Annotated in this window: 21 protein-coding genes; 20 read left to right on the top strand and 1 reads right to left on the bottom strand. The window is 58.1% G+C overall.

The window, feature by feature from the left end; genetic code table 11:
- Positions 1–62: 62 nt before the first annotated feature.
- The 19 genes from dnaX to ARC85_RS10220 all read left to right on the top strand — a co-directional run bounded on the left by dnaX (position 63) and on the right by ARC85_RS10220 (position 18,355).
- Positions 63–1,976, top strand: a complete 1,914-nt coding sequence (dnaX, locus tag ARC85_RS10310; RefSeq protein ID WP_286714800.1) for a DNA polymerase III subunit gamma/tau — start codon at positions 63–65, stop codon at positions 1,974–1,976.
- A gap of 4 nt (positions 1,977–1,980) precedes the next feature.
- The gene (locus ARC85_RS10305; RefSeq protein ID WP_011785097.1) at positions 1,981–2,304 is read left to right on the top strand and encodes a YbaB/EbfC family nucleoid-associated protein; all 324 of its coding nucleotides are present in this window, start codon (positions 1,981–1,983) and stop codon (positions 2,302–2,304) included.
- Positions 2,305–2,337: 33 nt separating this feature from the next.
- Positions 2,338–2,940: a recombination mediator RecR gene (gene recR, locus ARC85_RS10300; RefSeq protein WP_286714799.1), complete on the top strand. Its 603-nt coding sequence runs from the start codon at positions 2,338–2,340 to the stop codon at positions 2,938–2,940.
- A gap of 17 nt (positions 2,941–2,957) precedes the next feature.
- Positions 2,958–4,109: a ribonuclease D gene (locus tag ARC85_RS10295; RefSeq protein ID WP_286714798.1), complete on the top strand. Its 1,152-nt coding sequence runs from the start codon at positions 2,958–2,960 to the stop codon at positions 4,107–4,109.
- The gene (locus tag ARC85_RS10290; RefSeq protein ID WP_011785094.1) at positions 4,106–4,399 is read left to right on the top strand and encodes a YcgL domain-containing protein; all 294 of its coding nucleotides are present in this window, start codon (positions 4,106–4,108) and stop codon (positions 4,397–4,399) included. The genes ARC85_RS10295 and ARC85_RS10290 overlap by 4 nt, the downstream gene beginning before the upstream one ends.
- A complete protein-coding gene (locus ARC85_RS10285; RefSeq protein WP_286714797.1) occupies positions 4,396–4,842 on the top strand; it encodes a YcgN family cysteine cluster protein in 447 nt (148 codons plus the stop codon). The genes ARC85_RS10290 and ARC85_RS10285 overlap by 4 nt, the downstream gene beginning before the upstream one ends.
- Positions 4,842–5,186: a hypothetical protein gene (locus ARC85_RS10280; protein ID WP_286714796.1), complete on the top strand. Its 345-nt coding sequence runs from the start codon at positions 4,842–4,844 to the stop codon at positions 5,184–5,186. Before ARC85_RS10285 ends, ARC85_RS10280 begins: the two co-directional genes overlap by 1 nt.
- Before the next feature lie 39 nt (positions 5,187–5,225).
- Positions 5,226–7,349: a vWA domain-containing protein gene (locus ARC85_RS10275; protein ID WP_286714795.1), complete on the top strand. Its 2,124-nt coding sequence runs from the start codon at positions 5,226–5,228 to the stop codon at positions 7,347–7,349.
- Between the two features lie 18 nt (positions 7,350–7,367).
- Positions 7,368–8,210: an AAA family ATPase gene (locus ARC85_RS10270; RefSeq protein ID WP_286714794.1), complete on the top strand. Its 843-nt coding sequence runs from the start codon at positions 7,368–7,370 to the stop codon at positions 8,208–8,210.
- Positions 8,211–8,232: 22 nt separating this feature from the next.
- Complete coding sequence (locus ARC85_RS10265; RefSeq protein WP_011785089.1) at positions 8,233–9,411, top strand: vWA domain-containing protein; 1,179 nt, start codon at positions 8,233–8,235, stop codon at positions 9,409–9,411.
- A gap of 421 nt (positions 9,412–9,832) precedes the next feature.
- Positions 9,833–10,306, top strand: a complete 474-nt coding sequence (locus ARC85_RS10260) for an AraC family transcriptional regulator (RefSeq protein ID WP_286714793.1) — start codon at positions 9,833–9,835, stop codon at positions 10,304–10,306.
- Positions 10,307–10,324: 18 nt separating this feature from the next.
- Positions 10,325–11,965 (top strand): tetratricopeptide repeat protein, encoded by a 1,641-nt coding sequence (locus tag ARC85_RS10255; RefSeq protein WP_286714792.1) that lies wholly within the window; start codon positions 10,325–10,327, stop codon positions 11,963–11,965.
- Complete coding sequence (locus tag ARC85_RS10250) at positions 11,962–14,781, top strand: tetratricopeptide repeat protein (RefSeq protein ID WP_286714791.1); 2,820 nt, start codon at positions 11,962–11,964, stop codon at positions 14,779–14,781. Before ARC85_RS10255 ends, ARC85_RS10250 begins: the two co-directional genes overlap by 4 nt.
- A gap of 35 nt (positions 14,782–14,816) precedes the next feature.
- Positions 14,817–15,266, top strand: a complete 450-nt coding sequence (locus ARC85_RS10245; protein ID WP_286714789.1) for a tetratricopeptide repeat protein — start codon at positions 14,817–14,819, stop codon at positions 15,264–15,266.
- Positions 15,263–15,634 carry a hypothetical protein gene (locus tag ARC85_RS10240; RefSeq protein ID WP_286714788.1) on the top strand — a complete coding sequence of 124 codons (372 nt, stop codon included), beginning with the start codon at positions 15,263–15,265 and terminating at the stop codon, positions 15,632–15,634. Before ARC85_RS10245 ends, ARC85_RS10240 begins: the two co-directional genes overlap by 4 nt.
- Before the next feature lie 26 nt (positions 15,635–15,660).
- Entirely contained in the window at positions 15,661–16,311 is a 651-nt protein-coding gene (locus ARC85_RS10235; protein ID WP_286714786.1) for a MotA/TolQ/ExbB proton channel family protein, read from the top strand.
- A 40-nt stretch (positions 16,312–16,351) separates the two neighbouring features.
- Positions 16,352–16,882 (top strand): ExbD/TolR family protein, encoded by a 531-nt coding sequence (locus ARC85_RS10230; RefSeq protein ID WP_286714785.1) that lies wholly within the window; start codon positions 16,352–16,354, stop codon positions 16,880–16,882.
- The gene (locus ARC85_RS10225) at positions 16,879–17,367 is read left to right on the top strand and encodes an ExbD/TolR family protein (RefSeq protein WP_022991142.1); all 489 of its coding nucleotides are present in this window, start codon (positions 16,879–16,881) and stop codon (positions 17,365–17,367) included. The genes ARC85_RS10230 and ARC85_RS10225 overlap by 4 nt, the downstream gene beginning before the upstream one ends.
- Positions 17,360–18,355, top strand: a complete 996-nt coding sequence (locus ARC85_RS10220; protein WP_286714784.1) for an AgmX/PglI C-terminal domain-containing protein — start codon at positions 17,360–17,362, stop codon at positions 18,353–18,355. Before ARC85_RS10225 ends, ARC85_RS10220 begins: the two co-directional genes overlap by 8 nt.
- A gap of 13 nt (positions 18,356–18,368) precedes the next feature.
- On the opposite strand, the gene ARC85_RS10215 is transcribed toward ARC85_RS10220, so the two are convergent.
- Positions 18,369–18,854, bottom strand: a complete 486-nt coding sequence (locus ARC85_RS10215; RefSeq protein ID WP_023010346.1) for a MaoC/PaaZ C-terminal domain-containing protein — start codon at positions 18,852–18,854, stop codon at positions 18,369–18,371.
- Positions 18,855–19,077: 223 nt separating this feature from the next.
- Between ARC85_RS10215 and ARC85_RS10210 the strand changes: the two genes are divergently transcribed.
- Complete coding sequence (locus tag ARC85_RS10210) at positions 19,078–20,754, top strand: long-chain fatty acid--CoA ligase (protein WP_014421344.1); 1,677 nt, start codon at positions 19,078–19,080, stop codon at positions 20,752–20,754.
- The last annotated feature ends 45 nt before the right edge of the window (positions 20,755–20,799 follow it).

Here is a 20,799-nt window from a genome sequence, read left to right as displayed (position 1 = left end):
GCTTCTTCTCATTGCCTGTCCATGCTAGAGTTGTTCCCATTTTTCAGAGCAGTTGATGGATCATGAGCTATCAGGTTTTAGCCCGGAAATGGCGCCCCCGTACCTTTGAAGACATGGTGGGGCAGGAACATGTGTTACAGGCGCTTATTCACGCCCTGGAACACCAGCGCCTGCACCATGCCTATCTGTTTACCGGCACCCGGGGCGTGGGCAAAACCACCATTGGCCGCCTGCTGGCCCGCTGTCTGAACTGTGAGACCGGCATAACGCCGAATCCCTGCGGTGAATGCGACAGCTGCAAGGAGATCCTGGAGAACCGTTTTGTTGATCTGATCGAAATCGATGCTGCCTCCCGCACCGGTGTAGATGACATGCGGGAACTGACCGACAACGTGCAGTACGCCCCCACGCGCGGCCGCTACAAGGTGTACCTCATCGATGAGGTGCACATGCTCACCAACCAGTCCTTCAACGCCTTTCTGAAAACCCTGGAAGAGCCTCCTGAACACGTCAAGTTCCTGTTGGCCACCACTGATCCCCAGAAGCTGCCGGTGACGGTGCTTTCCCGGTGTTTGCAGTTCAATCTCAAGCGGATGACGCCGGAGCACATTGTTGGCCACCTGAAGCATGTTCTGACCGAAGAACAGATCCCGTTTGAAGACCCGGCTCTGTGGCTGTTGGCGAGGGCGGCCGATGGCAGTATGAGGGATGCCCTCAGCCTGACCGACCAGGCGATTGCATTCGGCAACGAGAACCTGGCTGCCAGTGATGTCAGCAATATGCTGGGCACCATCGATCAGCGCGATATCCAGCGCATTGTTAACGCATTGGTTGAGCGTGATGGCCCCGGCCTGCTGTCTGAAATTAACCGGATCTCGGATTTTGCGCCGGATTACGGCGTCATCCTGTCCGATATGCTGTCCCTGTTTCATCGCGTCACCATGGAGCAGGTGGTGCCGGGCAGTGCCGACAACGCCATGGGCGATGCTGCCCAGGTACAGGAACTGGCCCGTCGTCTCAGTGCCGAAGATGCCCAGTTGTTTTACCAGACCGCGTTGATTGGCCGGAAAGATCTGTCGGTAACGCCGGATGCCCGTATGGGCTTTGAAATGACCTTGCTGCGCATGCTGGCGTTTCGACCGGGTGCCGATCGCCGGGAACCTCCGGCGCTGGCTTCTGGCAACAGCAACAGTGGCCCGGCGGAGTCAGAACCTGAGCCTGGCCCGGTTTCGCAAACCACGCCCACCCAGGCTGTCGCCGCGGCACCGCAACCCGAGCCCGCGCCTCAGCCGGTTCCCAGTCCGGAGCCGGTAGCTGAACCCGAGCCACAGCCACCCATGGTGGATGACCCGCCACCCTGGGAGCCAGAGGACTACGGCGTTCAGGCCGAATCACCGGAATGGCAAGAGCCGGTCCCGCAATCGGATTCCAGTATTGAGCCGGACGCAAACGCGATATCCGAGCCAGAGTCAGCGCCGGAACCAGTTTTGGCCCCTGATCCGGTGCAGTCAGAGCAAAATGCTGACCAGGCCCTGGTGAACGAGCCTGAGCCAGCCCCTGCCGAGCCCGAGCAACCGGTTACCTCCGACGGGTTTGTCTGGGAACGTGATTTCCGCTCGCTGGGTATTACCGGCATGCCTGGAAACCTGGCCAGCTATTCGTCCATGAGAATGGAAGGGCAGGCGGTTGTGCTGACTCTGGATGAGGGGCATGCGCGGCTGCTCAATGCTCGCCACGAAGAAAAAATACTGGCGGCCTTGAGATCACGCTTCGGCGACGCCACACAGTTGAAGATAGAGCAGGGTGTGCCGGGGTTGCATACGCCCGCCGCCTTTGAGGAGCGCCAGCGAGCTGCGCGCCAGAAAGCCGCGGAAGAGTCCATCCGGCAGGATCCTCTGGTCAAGAGTATTGTGGAACGATTTGAAGGGCGGGTCGTCGAAGAAAGTATCCGCCCCGCAGAAACAGCCAGGAGATAAGCAGATGATGAATAATATGGGCGACCTGATGAAAAAGGCCCAGCAGATGCAGGAGCAGATGCAGAAGGCTCAGGAAGAGATCGCCAAAGCTGAAGTCACCGGTGAATCCGGCGCAGGGTTGGTGAAAGTCACCATGAACGGCCGGCACGATGTCCGCAAGGTGGATATCGATCCGTCTCTGCTGTCTGAAGACAAGGAAATTCTGGAAGACCTGCTGGCTGCCGCCGTGAACGATGCGGTTCGCCGGGTAGAAGCAAACCAGAAAGACAAAATGTCCGGCATGATGTCTGGCATGGGGATGCCGCCCGGTTTCAAGATGCCGTTCTGAGCCGGCCTGCCATCGATTTTCTAAGGAGTAGTCATGGCATTCAGCCCCCTGGTTGATGAATTGGTGGAGTCCCTGCGATGCCTGCCGGGTGTTGGCCAGAAAACGGCCCAACGCATGGCCTTTCACCTGCTGGAGCGAGGCCGCTCTGGCGGAACACGGCTGGCGGCGGCGCTGAATCACGCGATGGACGGCGTGCGCCGTTGCAACAGCTGCCAGAATTTTTCGGATACCGAAATTTGCCAGATTTGCGAGAAACCCGAGCGCCGCAATGGCACCCTGTGTGTTGTTGAAAGCCCTTCAGATCTGCTCGCCATTGAGCAGGCCGGCGATTACAAAGGCAGTTACTTCGTATTGATGGGGCACCTGTCGCCCATCGATGGCGTGGGCCCGGAGGAGATCGGGATTGAGCGTCTGCTTGATCGGGTGCGGCGTGAAGGCGTAACCGAATTGATCCTGGCTACCAACCCCACGGTCGAAGGTGAAGCGACCGCCCACTACATTGCTGATCGCCTTGATGGCCAGAATATCCTGATCACACGCCTGGCCCATGGCATTCCGGTTGGCGGTGAGCTGGGCTATGTTGACGGCTTTACACTCACCCATGCATTCCGGGGTCGCAAACCCCTGTCTGAATAAGTTCCCAGGTTCTGTTTATGACCCAAACCGACCCGGCCGTAACCATTCCCCCGGCCCCGGATACCGTTCGCTGGCTGGAGACACCCGAGCAGCTGGATCAGTGGCTCGACAGCCTTGAACCTGGCATGCCGGTCGCTCTGGACACTGAGTTCGAGCGGGTGTCCACCTTCTATCCGATTCCTGGCCTGGTGCAGTTGGGCGCTGGCGGACAGTTCTGGCTGGTGGATCCGGAGGTGGCTGAGGCTTCGGAATCGTTCCGGGCGATGCTGGCCGATGAAAGCCGGCCAAAACTGCTGTATGCCATGAGTGAGGATCTGGAGTTATTCCGCCACTGGCTGAATGTGGAGCCAGCCGGGGTGCTGGATTTGCAGATCGGTGCCGCATTGGCCGGTGCCGGATTCTCTGTAGGTTACGCCCGCCTGGTTGAGACGCTGTTCGGTGAAGCACTCGATAAATCCGCCACCCGTTCGGACTGGGTGTCACGGCCACTGACGCCGGCCCAGGAACGCTACGCTCTGGACGACATCCGTTTTCTTGAGCCACTTTACGGATGGGTGTTGGCCAACCTCAGGCAGCGTAGCCTGGAACACGCCCTGGCGGATGAGTCCCGGCGATTTGCCAACGAGGCCGCTACCCAGGAAGACCCGGAGCAGCATTACCTGAAACTCCGGGGTGGCTGGACCCTGAACCGGGAACAGCAAGCGGTTCTCCGGGCACTGGTCGCCTGGCGCGAGCATGAGTGTCGACGCCAGGACCGACCACGCAACAGGGTCCTGAACGATGGCTTGCTGATTGCCATTGCTGAGCGTTTGCCATCATCTGCTGCGGTGATCAGGGATGTTCAGGGCGTACCCGGGGGGTTCGTTAAACGTTATGGCGAGCAGTTGGTTGAGCTTGTGCAGGCCGCCCGTGCTACCGATAATTCCGGGCTTGAGCTCATCCCCAGACCGCTGAGCCGGGATCAGCAAGCGCTTTACAAGAAGGTTAAGCGTTACTTTAGCAATGCAGCTGAACGCTTTGATATTCCAATGGAAATATTGGCGCCACGTAAGCGTATTGAGAAACTGATCCAGGATAGCACCCTGGCGGGCCAGATGTTTTTTGAGGGATGGCGCGAGGAAATTATCGCGCCGGTAAAGCAAGATATTGAGGAACTGCTCAACCAATGACTGAACGGGAATTTGTATCGGTGTTTCGCAGCAGCAAGAAAGGCGACACCTATCTCTTTGTCCGCCGAGGGCAAAAGTGGGACGATTTACCGGAGGCGCTGAGAGGTATCTTTGGCTCGCCCATCCACTCGATGGATCTGCTGTTGACGCCAGACAAGAAGCTCGCGCGCACAACCGGAAAGGAAGTGTTGGCGGCAATTGAGGAAAAGGACTTTTTCCTGCAGATGCCGGAAGAGCAGGACACCTACATCGTCGACTTCAAGCGCAAGATCGAGCAGCACCGGAAATGATTGCACAGATTCCCTTCTGGCAGCGCAAACGACTGGCAGAGATGACGCAGCCGGAATGGGAATCCCTGTGTGATGGCTGCGGTAAGTGCTGTTTGCAGAAGCTGGAGGATGAGGACACGGGGGAGGTGTATTACACCGACCTTGTATGCCGTTACATGGACCTGGATACCTGTGGCTGTACGGTCTATGAGCAACGATTGAAAAAGGTACCGGGGTGCACGGTACTGACCGCCGATACGGTTCTCAGCTACCACTGGTTGCCGTACACCTGTGCGTACCGAACCCTCGCCGAGGGAAGGCCTCTGCCGGACTGGCACCCGCTTCGTAGCGGAGATCCTGAAACCGTTCATCAAGCCCGTGTTTCGGTGCGGGGTAACGTGGTGTCGGAGGATTCTGTGCCGGAAGAGGATTGGGAAGAACATATCATTCACTGGATTCTGTAATGATGGATACGGACGCGTCACTGGCTTATGGAGTTTTCTGGGCGGCCTATGCAGTCGCTTTCGTCGTGTTTTTCTACATGATGAAATCACTGTTCCGGGTTTTGCCTTTTTACGGTCTGCGAACACTGCTGTTGTCGGCGCTTGTGGTGCTGGTATTGACCCCCGTTGAATCGCCAGACGTCGCCGGCTGGTGGATACCGGGCTGGCTGTTTGCCGGCTATGAGCTGATTCTGGGTGACACCGATGCCGCCGGGCGCGCACTGTTCAACTTCAGCATCGCGGCGATCGTCATGCTGCTTGTCTGGATACTTGATCTGGTTCGGTATCGGCTGGTACGCAAGTAAACGGTTTCTCAGAACAACAAAAGATAAGGGCGCAGTTCAATGAAGGGGTTTAAACGCATTTGGGTGGCTGCAGTTCTGCTGCTGTTTTCTTGGCAAGTATTTGCGCAGGACCCGGCACTGTCTCTGCCCGGCAATGCAGACGTGCGTATTGTGGTGGATATTTCCGGCTCCATGAAGGAAACCGATCCACAGAATCTCCGCCGCCCAGCGGTCCGGCTGCTGGCCCGGACCCTGCCAGAAGGGGCCAGTGCCGGTCTCTGGACTTTCGGGCAGTACGTCAACATGCTGGTGCCCTACGGTATGGTTGACCAGGCCTGGCGCGATATTGCTGTTGAGCGTTCCGAGCAGATCAATTCGGTGGCGCTGCACACGAACCTGGGTTTGGCAATGGAAAAGGCCGCCAACGACTGGCTGTCTGGCGGTACCCTCGAGAACACCCATCTTATTGTCCTCAGCGATGGCAAGGTCGACGTGCCTGGTGGCGAAGACGCCAGTCAGGCCGAGGAAAAACGCATTCTCGATTCCTTGTTGCCAGCGCTGAAAAACAAGGGCGCCACGATCCACACGGTTGGTCTGTCTGAGAAGGCGGATGTCCGGTTTCTGCGTAACCTGGCCCGCGAAACCGGTGGCAGCTTCCAGCTGGCGCAATCCGCCGAGGCCTTGAACCTGGCCTTTGCCAATGCTCTGAACACCGCAGTGCCGCAAGAACAGGTGCCCATTGAAGGCGATGGCTTTGCCGTCGATGAGGGCATCAGTGAGTTTACGGCACTGATCTTCTCCGGTCAGGATGCTTCTGGCGAAGAGCCGTTGGCGCTTGCACAGCCAGGTGGTGAGCCTTTCACCCGGGAGAACGCTCCGGAAAATGTTCGTTGGGCATCTGAGCCGGGCTACGATCTGATCACCGTTACTGAACCGGTCCCGGGCCGCTGGCGTATCATTGGCGACCTCGGCCAGGGGAGCCGCGTGACGGTGGTCAGTGATCTGCGCATGGCCGTCAATCCGATTCCCGCCGAGTTTACCGAAGAGCAGCCTCTGGCCATTGAAGTGGCCTTTTATGAAGAAGCCGAAAAGATTACCGGGTCTGATTTTCTCTCGGTGATGGACGTTAGCCTGTCGATAACCGCCAGTGACGGCCGGAAAGGTACCAAGGTATTGTCTCCCGATACGCCGCCGGAAGACGGCGTTTACCGGGACACGGTACCCAGATTGCCCGCGCCTGGGCGATATCAGATCGATGTCGTTGCGGATGCAGGAACTTTCTCCCGCAAATTCAGTGCGATGACGACGTTCACGGTGCCCGGGGAAGAGCCACCGCTGGAGGTGGTAACCGAACCCATGGTGCCCGACCTGTCTGAACAGGTGGAGTCGCTGCCGGATTTCGACGGCGGAACGGAGTCTTCGGAACCGGAGCCGCCAGTGGAAGCCGAGCCGCCCGTAGAAGCGCCGATGCAGGAAACTGAGCCGGAACCAGAACCAGCGCAGGTCGTCGAGCCAGAGCCTGAAGCGCCGATCGAACAGCCGATTGCTGAACAGGAGCCGGAGAAGGGGACGCTTCTGGGTATTCCGGTTTGGGCCTGGGGTGCAGGCGCAGCCTTGCTGGTTGCTATCGTGGGGCTTGGTTTGTTTGCATGGCGCCAGAAAAAGGCCAGGGCAGAACAGGAGCAGGCGGCAGCGGCCGAGCGTGAAACCCTGGAGGACCTGGCTGAAGAATCGGAAGAACCACCGGTGGTGGAGCCAGAACCTCCGGTAGCGGCAGAGTCGGTGGAACCGGACGCTGAACCTGCCCCGGAAACAGAACCAGAGCTGGCGTCTGCCGAAGAGCCGGAACCTGAAGACATTCCGGAACTCTCGCAAGCTGACAGCGAACCGGACGAGGTTCCGGATGAGGCCGTACCCGAAGTAACGGAAGAGCTGCCATCGGCTGAACTGGAGCCGGAAGAGGACGAAATTCCCGTGGCAGACGATACGGTTGGCGCCGAGGCGGAGCCAGATCCGTCGGAAGCCGATGAGATCAGTGAATCCGAGTTCGACATTGATGAGGACGAGTTTGGTCTGGAAGACTTCGACCTCTCCGAATTCGACGATTTGCCCGATTATGATGAAGAGTCTCCGGAGGGCGAAAAACCCAAACCGGTGGACAAGAAAGAGAATCCGAAAAAGTAACCAACAGGAATCAGACACATGAAGTTTACCGGCACCGATAAATACGTAGCCACCGATGACCTGCAAATGGCAGTCAATGCGGCCATCGCGCTGCAGCGTCCGTTGTTGATCAAGGGTGAACCCGGCACCGGTAAAACCCTGCTGGCGGAGGAAATGGCCGCGGCGCTGGGAATGACTCTGATTCCCTGGCACATCAAGTCGACCACCAAGGCCCAGCAAGGCCTGTACGAATATGATGCGGTGTCCCGCCTTCGGGATTCCCAACTCGGGGACGAGAAGGTCAAAGACATTCGCAACTACATTGTGAAGGGTAAGCTCTGGGAAGCCTTTGAGGCGGACGAGCAGGTGGTGCTGCTGATCGACGAAATCGACAAGGCGGATATCGAGTTCCCGAACGATCTGCTGCTGGAACTGGACCGAATGGAGTTCTTTGTTTACGAAACCCAGGAGTTCGTAAAAGCGAAGAAGCGCCCGATTGTGGTGATCACCAGTAACAACGAGAAAGAGCTGCCGGATGCCTTCCTGCGCCGTTGCTTCTTCCACTACATCAGCTTCCCGGATCACGACACCATGAAAAACATCGTGGATGTCCACTTCCCGGGAATCCAGCAGCAGCTGGTGCGGGATGCGCTGGAAGTATTCTTCGACGTTCGCAAGGTGCCGGGGCTCAAGAAAAAACCGTCGACATCCGAGCTGATCGACTGGCTCAAGTTGCTGATGGCGGATGAGCTCTCTGCCAAGGCTCTGCAGGAAAAAGATTCCAGCTCGGCCCTGCCACCGCTCTATGGTGCTCTGGTGAAGAACGAGCAGGACGTTCATCTGCTGCAGAAGCTGGCTTTCATGGCGCGTCGCCGAAACTGATCACCGACAAGAGCTCTGCTTTATGTTGATTGATTTTTTCCTCGAAGTACGGCGGGCCAAGGTGCCGGCCAGTCTGCGGGAATTCCTGGATCTGCTGGAGGCCATTCAGCAGCGTCTGGCGTTCGCAGACATGGAGGAGTTCTATTACCTGGCGAGGGTGTGCCTGGTTAAGGATGAACGGCACTTTGACAAGTTCGATCGCGCCTTCCAGGCCTATTTCGAAGGCATCGAGAATCTCGATGATCTGCTCGAGGCGCTGATTCCCGACGATTGGCTGCGTGCCGAATTCGAGAAACACCTGACCGACGAAGAGAAAGCCAAGATTGAGTCTCTCGGCGGGCTGGAAGAGTTGATCGAAACCTTCAAGAAACGCATGGAAGAGCAGAAGGAACGTCACGCCGGTGGTAACAAATGGATTGGTACCGGCGGAACCTCACCGTTTGGTGCCAACGGTTATAACCCGGAAGGCTTCCGCATCGGCCAGAACAAAGGTCGCCACGGCCGGGCGGTCAAAGTCTGGGAAAAGCGTGAATTCCGTGATCTGGACGACAGCATCACCCTTGGCATCCGCAACATCAAGGTGGCCTTGCGCCGGCTGCGTAAATTTGCCCGACAGGGCGCCGCAGACCAGCTCGACATGGACGATACCATCCGCTCAACGGCCCGCAATGCCGGGTATCTGGACCTGAAAATGGTTCCCGAGCGGCACAATGCCGTGAAGGTGCTGATTTTCTTTGATGTGGGCGGTTCCATGGACCCGCACGTTCGGGTGTGTGAAGAGCTGTTCTCGGCAGCACGTCTCGAGTTCAAGCACATGGAGTATTTCTACTTCCACAATTTCATCTATGAAAGCGTATGGAAGAACAATATCCGGCGCATGAACGAGACGCTCAGCACCTGGGATATCCTGCACAAATATACGCCGGACTATAAGGTGATCTTTGTGGGGGATGCCACCATGGCACCCTATGAGATCACGCACCCCGGTGGCTCTATCGAGCACTGGAATGAGGAGGCCGGTGCCACCTGGTTCCAGCGTGTGACCGAGCATTTCCGGAAGGTGGTGTGGCTCAACCCGTTACCGGAAAGCTACTGGGGTTCGGGTGGTTCACTGGGCATTACCCAGCAATTGGTCAATAATCATATGTACCCTCTGACCATTGAGGGGCTTGAATCGGCCATGAGGCAGTTGAGTAAATAAAAAAAAGCCGATGCGGTTGAGGGCATCGGCAAAGCTCGGCATATTCAAGCGGGGGTTGCCTGAAAGGCGCTCCCGCCAACTCTGGTAGAGCAAATCCGGGGCCATGCCCCTGCATACCGCATTAATATCAATGGCTTGCATCGTCACAGGGCCGGTTGGTCCGTTGTGATCAGTCTCCGTTTCCTTTATTCCTGTCAAATTAGTCGACACTTTTTCGTTGCCGATACCCAGCCAAATGCTCATTTGGTGAAATGGATACCGTTCTTGGTTGTTAGCGGGTGTTACTCTTTATTTCGAAATGTTACCTGAGCCGCGCACCAGCACGGCCCGGCAAGGCAGGAAAGTGATGTTCGGCAGACAAAAACCACAAAAGTGCCGGATTGCCCCAGGGATCAGGGGGCTGTGTATATCCGGAATGATCATGGCCGCCATGGCGGCAACCTCCCATTCATCGTCGCTCGATGAGCAGATCGAGCGTCTGAACGCTGACATTACCCGGCATACTGCAAGTGTTCATGCTCTTGAGCAGAAACTGCTGCACCCGGTGAATACCCGGGTGGCGGTTTTTCTGTCTTTGGCGAACAGACAGGCCCTGGAGCTGGATTCGGTAGAACTGTTCGTCAATGAACAGCCGGTTACCGCTCATCTGTACACGGAAAACGAGCGGAACTCGCTGGGCCAGGGCGGCGTGCATCAACTGTTTATTGGCAATCTGGCGGACGGAAAGCACAGTCTCAAGGCGGTGATCAACGCCCGGGCGGCCAACAATCGTTTCGTGCGCCGGGAGATTGTCCACGACTTCCGGAAGCAGCCTGGCACTCTGCGCCTGCAGATGAAGCTGAACGCCAAGGCTCCGGACTATGAACCGGAAGTTTCATTTGTTGAGTGGAAATAACCGGCCATGAATGGGCGCATGTCTCTGCTTTTCCGAAACAGCCTCGGCGTCGTGGCTGCGATGCTTGCAGGTGTGGCAGCTCCGGTGGCAAACGCCATGGACAACCCGTTGGCAACCGGTGTGGTTCGCTTTGCTCTGGATACCGGTGAAGCTGCAACGGTTTCCGGGTTGGCAGCGAAGCTTGAAGGTGAATCGGCCGATTATCTCCAGGCCAGACTGTTGCTGGCCTCTGGGCAGGATGACAAGGCCAGGGCAGGGTTTGAGGGGGTATTTAACGGTGCTTCTCACCGTGGCGACGCGGCATTGGCTCTGGCTGAAATGGCACAGGAAGATGGCGATCTCACTGGTGCGGAGAACTGGTACCAGCAGGCGCGCCGAGCCGGCTATGGCGAAGTGGTGCAAAAAGCGCTTCTTGGCCTGGCGGAGCTGGCCAGAATGCAGGGGAAGTCCGACGCGGCCGGTCAGTACCTTGCGCGAATGGAGGACGGCTACTGGGCGGCCGTGGGCTACATGAACCTGGCGGCGGATTTCGCCCGTGATGATCTCGATTCGTCACGGGCTCTGGTTTCACTCCGGGTTGCCATGGCCATGGCTGCCAAAGACGCCGACTCGAATCGGAGCCAGGCACTGCTCGATCAACTCAATCTCCGGGCCGGATATCTGGCGCTGGGTAGCGACGATTACGACAAAGCGATCGATTTTCTGGAGAAGGTCTCTCTGGAAAGTTATTACACACCTCAGGCCCTCTACCTTCACGGGCTTGCGCTGTCGCGCAAAGGTAATCACCGGGCTGCCATGCAGAGCTGGCACCGGGCCAAAAAGTTTCCGCTGGCATTCCCCGGCGTTTCAGATGCCTGGATTGGCATGGGCCGTGGTTACGATCTTTCCGGGTATCCGGGCCAGGCGGGAGAATCCTGGCTCGCCGCCAATGCTGCGTATGAGGGAGAGCGGGTAACCCTGGGCAAGCTGTCCGAGAGGATCAAGGCAGACGGTGCCTACAAAACCCTGGTTCAGGATGCCCGGAGTGATGACATTCAATGGTTTCTGGCTGATAGCCGAACGTTGACGCAACCACGAATGGCATACCTTCTCCGCTTTATGGAAGAACCGGGAGCCCAGACGGCGGTGCGGAGGGTGGCGCGCCTCGATGAGATGGTCGCAACACTGGATGCGAGCAAGTACAACCTGCAAGTTTTCATCCAGGCGCTTGAGGGCTTTGTGAGATCAGCCGATTCAAGGGCTCCGGCGTCACAAACCGCGGCTGTTGAGCAACAGCAGAGGGAGCTGGAAACGAGGTTGGATCGGTTGGTGGAGCAGGCGGCGACGCCTGCCCAGGCTGCAGAACTGCGCCAGCTCAAACAGTCTCTGGCAGCAGCCGGCCGCCGCATGAGCGCGTTGAATCAGCAGGTCGTCCATAGGCCTGAGCGACTGGAAACGGTTCTGGAAGAAGCTCGTGCAATGAGAGACGCGACCAACGGTTTACGTCGGGAGACCCTCAGTCTCCGGGCGCGGGCCGCACGGGAACTGGATGCACTGGCACTTGCGTTTGTCGAAACACAGACCCGGCGTATGACTCACGCGCTGGACAAGACCGAGCAGCAAATCGCACACCTCTATGAGTATCTGGCTCTGGAAAATCTCGGGGAGGGCGCACAGTGAATCTGCCTTTTGCTCCGAAATCCTTTGCGGCACCACTTGTAATGGTTATGGCATTGGCCCATGCGCCGGTTTCTGCGCAGGAATCGTTCCGAGTGGAGTTGGGGCGGGATGGTGAAACCCTGGGGGATATGCGCCCGGTGTTTCTCAAGTTTGAGAGCCGGCCCCTGCCGGCGATATCGCCTCGGGAAGTGGCCCGCCGTTATCAGAAGTTGTTTGAGTCCTCGGATGAGCCTGAAGTGCGGATAGACGCCCTGAACCGGCTCAACAACATCCGTGATAGGTCGGGAGAGGACGTCGGGTTCTCCGAAGAGCGGGAAGCGGCCATCTATGAGGAAGTGCTCGAGAGCTACGAAAGCATTCTGGCCAAAGGGTCCTTTTCCGGGCGTCTCGACGAGTTGCTGTACCAGATGGCCAAGGCCCACGCGCTGACCGGGCAACCGGAGCAGTCCATCGCAAGACTGAAACAGCTTGTTGGGCTTTACCCGAACTCGGAACTGGTACCTGAGGCCCGTTTTCGCATAGCGGAAGCGGCCTTCTCCGCCGGCCGTTACGCAGAGGCTGAGGCCGGTTACCGGCAGTTGCTGGAGCATGACAGCCATCAGGAGCTCGCCGCCAAAGCCCGCTACATGCTCGGCTGGAGTCAGTTTAAACAGGGTGAGCCCGCCTGGACCCGCGCGGCAGATACGTTCATGGCGGTACTGGATCAGCAATTGCCAGACCAATCCACGCTGGCCAACCCGCCGGCGCAGTCCATGGATATGCTGGAGGACACCTTCCGGGTGCTGGCTTTGATGGCGTCCCGCCAGAGTGATGCCCGGACCCTTGTCGGCTGGCTGGATGGTCGTGAGTCATCAGCATGGCCGCATCTGTTATACGACCGGCTTGCGGATCTGCATGCGGTGGAACGTCGTTATGAACGGGCGGTGTCAGTCAACAACGCTTTTGTGTCCGAGTTTCCGGGCCACACAGCGAGCCCGGATTTCCTGGCCCAGAGTGTGTCCTACTGGCAACTGGCCGGTAATACCCCAAAAGCTCTGGCGGCGCGGGATGATTACGTCCAGCGTTTGGGGGCAGAGGCCCGATTCCAGACGATGACTCCTGAGCAGAAGGGGCTTTGGGCGCAATACACCCGCTTCCTCGCTGATCACTACTACGCCACCGGTACAGACCTCAGTAGCCGGAACCAAACGGCTACCGCCAGTGAAGCCTGGGCCAAAGCCGCCCATTATTACGAGCGGCTTGCACCTCGCTCGGATCAAGCCGGGGAACTGCTCCATCTCGCAGGCGATGCCCGGTTACTGGCTGGCGATCGGGCTGAAGCCGTCAGGAATTTCCGGGCCGCAGCCTACGACCATCGCCACGGGGATTCCCGGGATTCGGCCTGGGCCGCTATCCGGATTGTTCGGGAGGACCTTGAGCAGGCATCGGGGGAGAGTAGAACCGCGACGCTGCTCGTCCTGAGCAACGAAGAGCAGCGATATGCAGAGGCGTTCGGTCCGGATGAACGTCTGTCGGGGCTCCGTGCCGACCTTGCCAACCGTTGGTACGACACGGGCGAATTCGAGCGTGCCCTGCAATACGCCAGTTCTACACTGACCTGGGACCGGGCGGGCGTTGCCGAGCGCTACGCGGCGTGGCTGGTGACAGCGCGCATCCGCCAGAAAAACAACGAGTTTGGGTTAGCTGAACGTGCCTGGCGTCAGGCGTTGTTATTGGCTGACGAAGCCAGCCCTGATGCCGAAAGCCAGAAGCGTAATCTCCTGGAGCAACTCGCGACCGCCGTTTATCAGCAGGGCGAAAAGGCTGCTCGTGCCGGCGACGCAACCCTCGCCGTGGCGCACTTTCAGCGGGTTGAGGGCGTGATGCCGGGCTCTGAAATTGCGATCAGGGCCCGCTACGATGCCGCGAATACCTTGCTTCGGGCATCCGACTGGCTGTCTGCCATCAACGAACTCCAACGCTTCCGGATGGATTACCCGAATCACGACCTGACACCTGAAACCAGTGAAAAGCTGGTTCTTGCCTATCAGGAATCTGACCAGGGATTAAAAGCCGCGGAGGAGCTGCTGAGTCGCTCAGAGACGCTCGCGGACCCGTGGCCGACCAGGCTGCGTGCGGCGGCCATCTTCCACGCAGAAGGTGACATCGCCTCCAGAAACCAGCTCTACAAAAACTGGCTGGCCGTTGCACCAACGCCCGATTCCGCCGACGAACACGTTCGACAGCAGACCATGCGACAGCGCTTGATCGAATCGGGAGACTCGGCGGTTGCTGTGCGGGAACAACTACTGGCTCAGGAAAGAGCCAGTCGGTGGCATTCCGACGATACCCTGCAATGGGCTGCGGATGCGGCACTGTTCTTTGGTGCAAAGACGGCAGAGCGTTTTGCGGGTATTGCTCTGGCTCACCCGCTGGAGAAGTCACTTGCACGAAAACAGGCCGCCATGCAGCAGGCTCAAGTGTACCTGCAGGAGGCGGAGTCCTTTGCCGGCGAGGGGGTTCGTTCGGAGGTTCTATATCGCCGTGCAGAACTCTATCGAACACTGGCGTCTGACCTCATGTCCTCTGAAATACCCGCAGAGCTGAACGAAATGGAAGCGATGCAGTATCAGATGCTTCTGGAAGAGGAAGCGTTTCCACTTGAGGAAGAGGCAATGGCGCTGCACGCCCGCAATCACGAACGTATTCCCGCAGAGGGTTTCGATGAGTGGATTCAGCGCAGTCTGGAGGCCCTGGCAATCATGCACCCGGGGCGCTACGAGCGACAGCTTCGCTGGATGAGTTGGACGACGGATACCAATCAGGGAGGATCGTGATGAGGTTAAAAGGGACATCGCAGGTTTTCCGGTTTTTGCTTCTGCTAGTTATAGCGGGGCTGGCTGGCTGCGCTTCCAAAGCGCCAGCACCTGAAAAGGTAGCGCCGGTGTATCAGCCAGAGCAGTCAAAAGAGTGGGAGCGCCAGGGCCGGCAGGCTTACGAAGCCGGTGACCATAAGATGGCACTGGAGGCCTGGCACCAGGCGGTTGCGGCTGATCCTGCCAACGTGACGGTTCGCAACAATCTGGCACTGCTCCTGAAAGAGCAGGAGCGCTTCGAAGAAGCCGCCACAATGCTGGAAACGGGACTGAACGTGACGCCGAAGGTTGCGGAACTGCATTACAACCTGGCGGTGATATCAGAGCTCTACCTGCTGGATCTCGACAAGGCGCTGGAACATTACCAGCAATACCAGACCCTGGCCGGGGAGGAAGGCTCGCAGGTTGCCGGCTGGATCGCAGATCTCGAACGGAGGCTGGAATGATGCTGCCCAGGTTAACTTGCTGCGGTTTCCTGCTGTCTGTTCTGGTGCTTTGCCCGGTCACCGGCTATTCCGCAGAAGGCACCAGTACCGTGGGCCACAGCCAACAGAACGTTCTGCGGGTGCAAGGGCTCTCTGCCGGCACCGGCGAAGACGATCCAAGAATCCTGTATATATTGCCCTGGCAAACGCCGAGCCTGCCCCGGCGCCCGAGAACCGAGCTCAATCAACAGGCACCGGAACTCTTGCGTCCGGTGCCTCAACCGGTTCTGGAGAATCACCGCCAGTTCCGCGAAACCCTGAATCCCCTCGTGCTGAAATCAACGCTGTCTGCAGGGCAGGGCGCCGCAACAGCCGAATCGCAACCGTAACGTCGCAGTAGATGGAGAACTACACCATGCTTGATACCGTTATCCGCTTTTTCCAGGAGGGTGGTCCCTTCATGTACCCGATTGCCATCGTACTTGCGCTGGGGTTGGCGATCACTCTGGAACGTTTCCTGTACCTCGGGGCGGTTCGCCGTCGAAACCGGATGGCGTTTGAGCGCGGCATTCTGCCCGCCCTGCAAAAACGCGATTACCAGCGCGCCATGAAGGCGGCGTCCAGCTCAAACAGCGCAATTGCCTCGGTGCTTGGCGCCGGCATTGCCCGGTTGATCAATAACAGCCGGCGTGAAGACATCGAATACGCCATGGAAGAGGGCCTGATGGAAGTGTTGCCCCGGTTGGAAAAGCGCACACAGTACCTCGCCACCCTGGCCAACATTGCCACGCTGCTGGGCTTGCTTGGCACCATCATTGGTTTGATTGCGGCTTTCACCGCTGTCGCTGCCGCAGACCCGGCGCAGAAGGCATCGCTGTTATCGGAAAGCATTTCTGTGGCCATGAATACCACCGCCTTTGGCCTGATGTCGGCCATTCCGCTGCTGCTGTTCCACGCGGTACTGCAGACCCGCACCAACGAGATTGTCGACAGTTTTGAAATGGCGGGGGTCAAGCTCCTTAATATGGTGTCTGAGCCCGTAAACCGACCGGCGGCGGCCGCCTGATTGTGCCGGCATTCCAGGATCTGATCAGGAGTAGCCGAACATGAGACGTCGACATCGCAGGCTGACGGCCTCGGCAGACCTCGACATTACCGCCTTTCTCAATTTGATGATTGTGCTGGTACCGGTGTTGCTGCTGGGCATGGTGTTCAGCCAGATCCGGATGATCGAGCTGAACTTTCCGGGCATGGAAGCCGGCCAGGCGCCGGATGCCGAATCGTTCCGGCTGGTGGTCACGGTGCTACCGGAGGGTATCGAGGTAGCGGATAGTGACCGCGGCCTGATCGATGTGATGCCGGTTAGCGGGCAGGGCCAGGACTATTCACGACTGAGTGAACTGTTGCAGCAGATCAAGTCCCAAATGCCCGACAAGACAGACGTGATACTGGAAGTCGGACCAGATGTGGACTACCAGACTCTGGTGTCGGTTATGGATACCGTGCGCTCTTACCAGGCGGTCGTTGCTGCGAGCGTCGTGGAAGCAGAACTCTTTCCGGATGTGTCTCTGATGGATGCCGGTGAGGATCGCAATCTGGCCGCGCGACCGGTGGAAGGCAAAGGAGAAGGCGCGTGAAGTTGTCGAGACGAGCCCGGCTGCGCCAGCGACACTATGGGCGGATGCACAAGGCCGGTGGCCTGAATCTGGTGTCGCTGATGGATATCTTTACCATCCTGGTGTTCTTCCTGATGGTGAATTCCTCGGATGTGAAAGTGATGCAGAACACCGCGGATGTTCCGTTGCCCAGTTCGACCGCGAAACAGGAAGCCGTGGAAAACCTGACCGTACAGGTGGTCGGCCAGTCGATTCTGGTTCAGGGCCGGGAAGTGGCGCGCCTGGACGGCATCGAAGCCACGGATACCCGTATTGCCGGCTTGTCCGAAGAGCTGGCGTACCGACGGAACCGCTGGGCTGAGGTGCCCGAGAACGGTCTCGAAGTCACAATCATGGCAGCCAAAGATACCGATTATCGGTTGCTGAGAAAGATCATGCAGACCTGTGTCGATGAGCAGTTCCGGCAGGTGCGGCTGGCGGTGGAGTCGGAGGTTCGTAATGGCTGATCGCAGGGAACTGCCGCAACCGTCCCGGCTGCCCTGGTCCCGGGACAGAGCAGAGTCGGGCCGCTTCGGTCTGATAACCGGGCTGATGCTGGCGCTGTTTCTGATTCCCGCTCTCATTATCCCGGGCTTGCAGGTACCGGAACCCGAACGTGAACAGGCTGAGCAGTTGCCGCCCAGGCTGGCGAAGCTGGTACAGCCACCGAAACCAGTTGAGTCACCAGAGCCGGTTGTTGAACCAGAGCCTGAACAGCCCAAACCTGAGCCAGAGCCAGAGCCAGAGCCAGAGCCAGAGCCGGAGCCGGAACCGAAGCAGCTTGAGGAGCCGCAACAGATTCCTCCTGAACCGACGGTGGCGAAATCGGAGCCGAAGCCAGCGCCGCAGACGACCGAGCAGGCTCGGGAAACCGCCTCACGTTCTGGGCTGTTTGCCATGAAAGACCGGCTCAGCGCTCTGACGTCTGTGGATACTCCGGCACCTGAGGTGCAGCGTGTCGCGAATGTCAGTAACAGTCAGGCGGTTGGCCTGGCACCGGAAACGCCGAATGATTCGGTACTGCAAGGCAGCGGCGGTGTTGAAACCCGCGAAGGGCCAGTTCGGGAAGTCGAACTGGCTAAGCATGAAACCAGTGACGTAGCCGCTCCCCGGGAAACCGCGCCTCAGGTGGCAAGCCAGCCGGAACCCGCCCGGCCGTCAGTGGGTGAGCGTGCCATGAGCAATATCCGGCAGGTGTTTGATGCGCAGAAGAGTGTGCTCTATTCCCTGTACCAGCGGGAGTTAAGGCAGGATCCAACCCTTGAGGGTAAGGTTACCCTGGAACTGGTGATTGAGCCGGACGGCAGTGTCTCGGCCTGCGACGTGGTCGGCTCTGAACTGGATCACCCGATGCTGGAAAAGCGCATTGCATTGCGCGTACAGATGTTCAATTTTGGTGCCGCCAATGTGGAGACCCGGAAGGTTCGATTCCCCATCGATTTCCTTCCGGGGTAATGCCAGCCGAAACTCAGCTTTCGATGGTGATTTTCGGCAAGCGGGGTTTTTGCAACGAAATCTTTTCGGTGGGGGCAATCACCTTGGCCTCGCCGGTAACCACCTGATCACCGTTCTGATTGCGCACATCGCAGCCAAAAGAGACACGGTTTTTAGGTTCCTTGCTAAGCACCGACAAGGTGACGGTCAGTGTGTCGTCCAGCTTGACCGGTCGTTTGAACGACAGGCTCTGTTCCAGGTAGATGGTGCCGGGGCCGGGCATGACCGTGGCCAGGGCGGCAGAAATCAGTGAGCCACTCCACATACCATGAGCGATGCGCTCCCGGAACATGGATTCTGCGGCAAACTCCGAATCCAGGTGCACCGGGTTTACGTCCCCGGATACCGCAGCAAAGAGCACCAGCTCATCTTCGGTGAGGGTGCGTGTGAAGGTGGCTGAATCGCCTTCGTTCAGTTCGTCGTAGGTAATGTTTTCCAGCGTATCCAGGGTGTCGCTCATCACAGGCTCCGGTGATTCATTGTTCGAGTACGGTTGTACCGTTTGCTGATCTGAAAACTACCTCATCGTTAACAAAACTGCTATTCTCTCCCCACTTTTTTGAGGCTGATACTTTCGTCGGGTTGATTTTCCCGAGCGATCGGTCTTGGCAAAACATTACAATCAGGGGGCTTCTGAACCCATCCGGTAGTACCCCTCAGCGCCAATCAGACAGGAGATGGTGATGGATTTTGAGCAGTTCTATCAAGACAAATACCCAGCTGGCATCCCCCGGGAAATCGATCTCAATAAATACAAGAACATGGTGGATGTTTTTGAGCAGGCGGTACAGAAGTTTGCAGACAAGCCTGCGTTTACAGCAGTTGGCGTTACCCTGACTTATCGGGATCTTGATACTCAGAGCCGCAACTTCGCGGCCTGGCTGCAGAACAAAACTGACCTGAAACCGGGCGACCGCATTGCGGTGCAGATGCCGAACGTTACCCAGTATCCGGTGGTTGTGTTCGGAGCCATGCGCGCTGGTCTGATTGTGGTGAACACCAACCCCCTGTACACCACTCGCGAGATGGAGCACCAGTTTAACGATTCTGGCGCAAAGGCTCTAGTTGTTCTGGCCAATATGGCCGACAACGCGGAGAAGGTGTTGCCTCATACCGGCATCGAGCACGTGATCGTGACCGAGATTGCCGATATGCATTCCCCCATCAAGCGTACCCTGATGAATGCCGCGGTGAAGCACCTCAAGAAGATGGTTCCGGCGTTCAACATTCCGGGTGCTCATAAGCTGCCGGCGGTACTCAGTGCCGGTGCCCGCGAAAAGTTTACCCCGGTCGACATCAAGCTGGATGACCTGGCCGTGCTGCAGTACACCGGCGGCACCACTGGTGTTGCCAAGGGTGCCATGCTGACTCACGCCAACCTGGTGGCCAACCTGACACAAGTCCGGCCAATGCTGGAAGATCAGGTGGAAGAGGGCAAGGAAGTGGTGATTGCACCGCTGCCGCTGTACCACATTTACTCCTTCACCCTGAACTGCGGCATTATGCTGGAAGCAGGTGCCCATAACGTTCTGATTCCGAACCCGCGTGATATCCCCGGCTTTGTTAAAGAGCTGCAGAAGCAGAAGTTCTCTGCCTTTATTGGCCTGAATACCTTGTTTGTGGCCCTGTGCAACAACGAGGACTTCCAGGATCTGGACTTCTCTGGCCTCAAGCTGACTGCCTCTGGTGGTATGGCTCTGACCAGTGATACCGCGAAAATGTGGCAGCGTGTAACGGGTTGCGAAATCAGCGAAGGCTACGGCATGACCGAGACTTCTCCGGTGGTTACCTTCAATCCCCGCAGCGCCATCCAGATCGGCACCATCGGTCTACCGATTCCGTCCACTGTGGTTAAAACCATTGACGATGACGGCAACGAAACACCGGTCGGCGAGCCGGGCGAACTGTGCGTGAAAGGCCCGCAGGTGATGCGAGGTTACTGGCAGCGTCCCGATGATACCCAGAAGTCGTTCACCGATGACGGTTTCCTGAAAACCGGCGATGTGGCCCTGATCCAGGAAGACGGCTATATCCGCATTGTGGATCGTAAAAAGGACATGATCATCGTGTCCGGTTTCAACGTGTTCCCGAACGAAATCGAAGATGTTGTAACCACACACCCGAAAGTCGTGGAGTGTGCCGCCGTGGGGATCCCCGATGCCAAGAGCGGCGAAGCGGTGAAGGTTTATGTCGTGCCCACCAAAGAAGGTGTAACCGCCAACGAACTCAAGGAGTTCTGTCGGGAGCGTCTGACCGCCTACAAGGTACCCAAGCACTTTGAGTTCCGTGATGAACTGCCAAAGAGCAACGTGGGCAAGATCCTGCGCCGTGAGCTGCGGGACGAGGCCAACGCCAAGTAACAGGCGAGGCCCGCATAACAACCAAAGACCCTGCTTCGGCGGGGT

The sequence above is a fragment of the Marinobacter sp. tcs-11 genome (assembly GCF_002049515.1).
Lineage (GTDB): Bacteria > Pseudomonadota > Gammaproteobacteria > Pseudomonadales > Oleiphilaceae > Marinobacter > Marinobacter nauticus.
The sequence above is the reverse complement of the archived record's forward strand: the minus strand, read 5'-3'. Positions and strand labels throughout refer to the sequence as shown.

Bases quoted from the DNA above. Each gene is read 5' to 3' on its own strand.
- ARC85_RS10275 (WP_286714795.1), top strand. From the start codon at position 5,226: ATGAAGGGGTTTAAACGCATTTGGGTGGCTGCAGTTCTGCTGCTGTTT.
- ARC85_RS10215 (WP_023010346.1), bottom strand. From the start codon at position 18,854: ATGAGCGACACCCTGGATACGCTGGAAAACATTACCTACGACGAACTG.
- ARC85_RS10230 (WP_286714785.1), top strand. From the start codon at position 16,352: ATGAGACGTCGACATCGCAGGCTGACGGCCTCGGCAGACCTCGACATT.
- ARC85_RS10265 (WP_011785089.1), top strand. From the start codon at position 8,233: ATGTTGATTGATTTTTTCCTCGAAGTACGGCGGGCCAAGGTGCCGGCC.
- ARC85_RS10240 (WP_286714788.1), top strand. From the start codon at position 15,263: ATGATGCTGCCCAGGTTAACTTGCTGCGGTTTCCTGCTGTCTGTTCTG.
- ARC85_RS10295 (WP_286714798.1), top strand. From the start codon at position 2,958: ATGACCCAAACCGACCCGGCCGTAACCATTCCCCCGGCCCCGGATACC.
- recR (WP_286714799.1), top strand. From the start codon at position 2,338: ATGGCATTCAGCCCCCTGGTTGATGAATTGGTGGAGTCCCTGCGATGC.
- ARC85_RS10290 (WP_011785094.1), top strand. From the start codon at position 4,106: ATGACTGAACGGGAATTTGTATCGGTGTTTCGCAGCAGCAAGAAAGGC.
- ARC85_RS10220 (WP_286714784.1), top strand. From the start codon at position 17,360: ATGGCTGATCGCAGGGAACTGCCGCAACCGTCCCGGCTGCCCTGGTCC.
- ARC85_RS10285 (WP_286714797.1), top strand. From the start codon at position 4,396: ATGATTGCACAGATTCCCTTCTGGCAGCGCAAACGACTGGCAGAGATG.
- ARC85_RS10210 (WP_014421344.1), top strand. From the start codon at position 19,078: ATGGATTTTGAGCAGTTCTATCAAGACAAATACCCAGCTGGCATCCCC.
- ARC85_RS10280 (WP_286714796.1), top strand. From the start codon at position 4,842: ATGATGGATACGGACGCGTCACTGGCTTATGGAGTTTTCTGGGCGGCC.
- ARC85_RS10260 (WP_286714793.1), top strand. From the start codon at position 9,833: ATGGCCGCCATGGCGGCAACCTCCCATTCATCGTCGCTCGATGAGCAG.
- ARC85_RS10235 (WP_286714786.1), top strand. From the start codon at position 15,661: ATGCTTGATACCGTTATCCGCTTTTTCCAGGAGGGTGGTCCCTTCATG.
- dnaX (WP_286714800.1), top strand. From the start codon at position 63: ATGAGCTATCAGGTTTTAGCCCGGAAATGGCGCCCCCGTACCTTTGAA.
- ARC85_RS10270 (WP_286714794.1), top strand. From the start codon at position 7,368: ATGAAGTTTACCGGCACCGATAAATACGTAGCCACCGATGACCTGCAA.
- ARC85_RS10305 (WP_011785097.1), top strand. From the start codon at position 1,981: ATGATGAATAATATGGGCGACCTGATGAAAAAGGCCCAGCAGATGCAG.
- ARC85_RS10255 (WP_286714792.1), top strand. From the start codon at position 10,325: ATGTCTCTGCTTTTCCGAAACAGCCTCGGCGTCGTGGCTGCGATGCTT.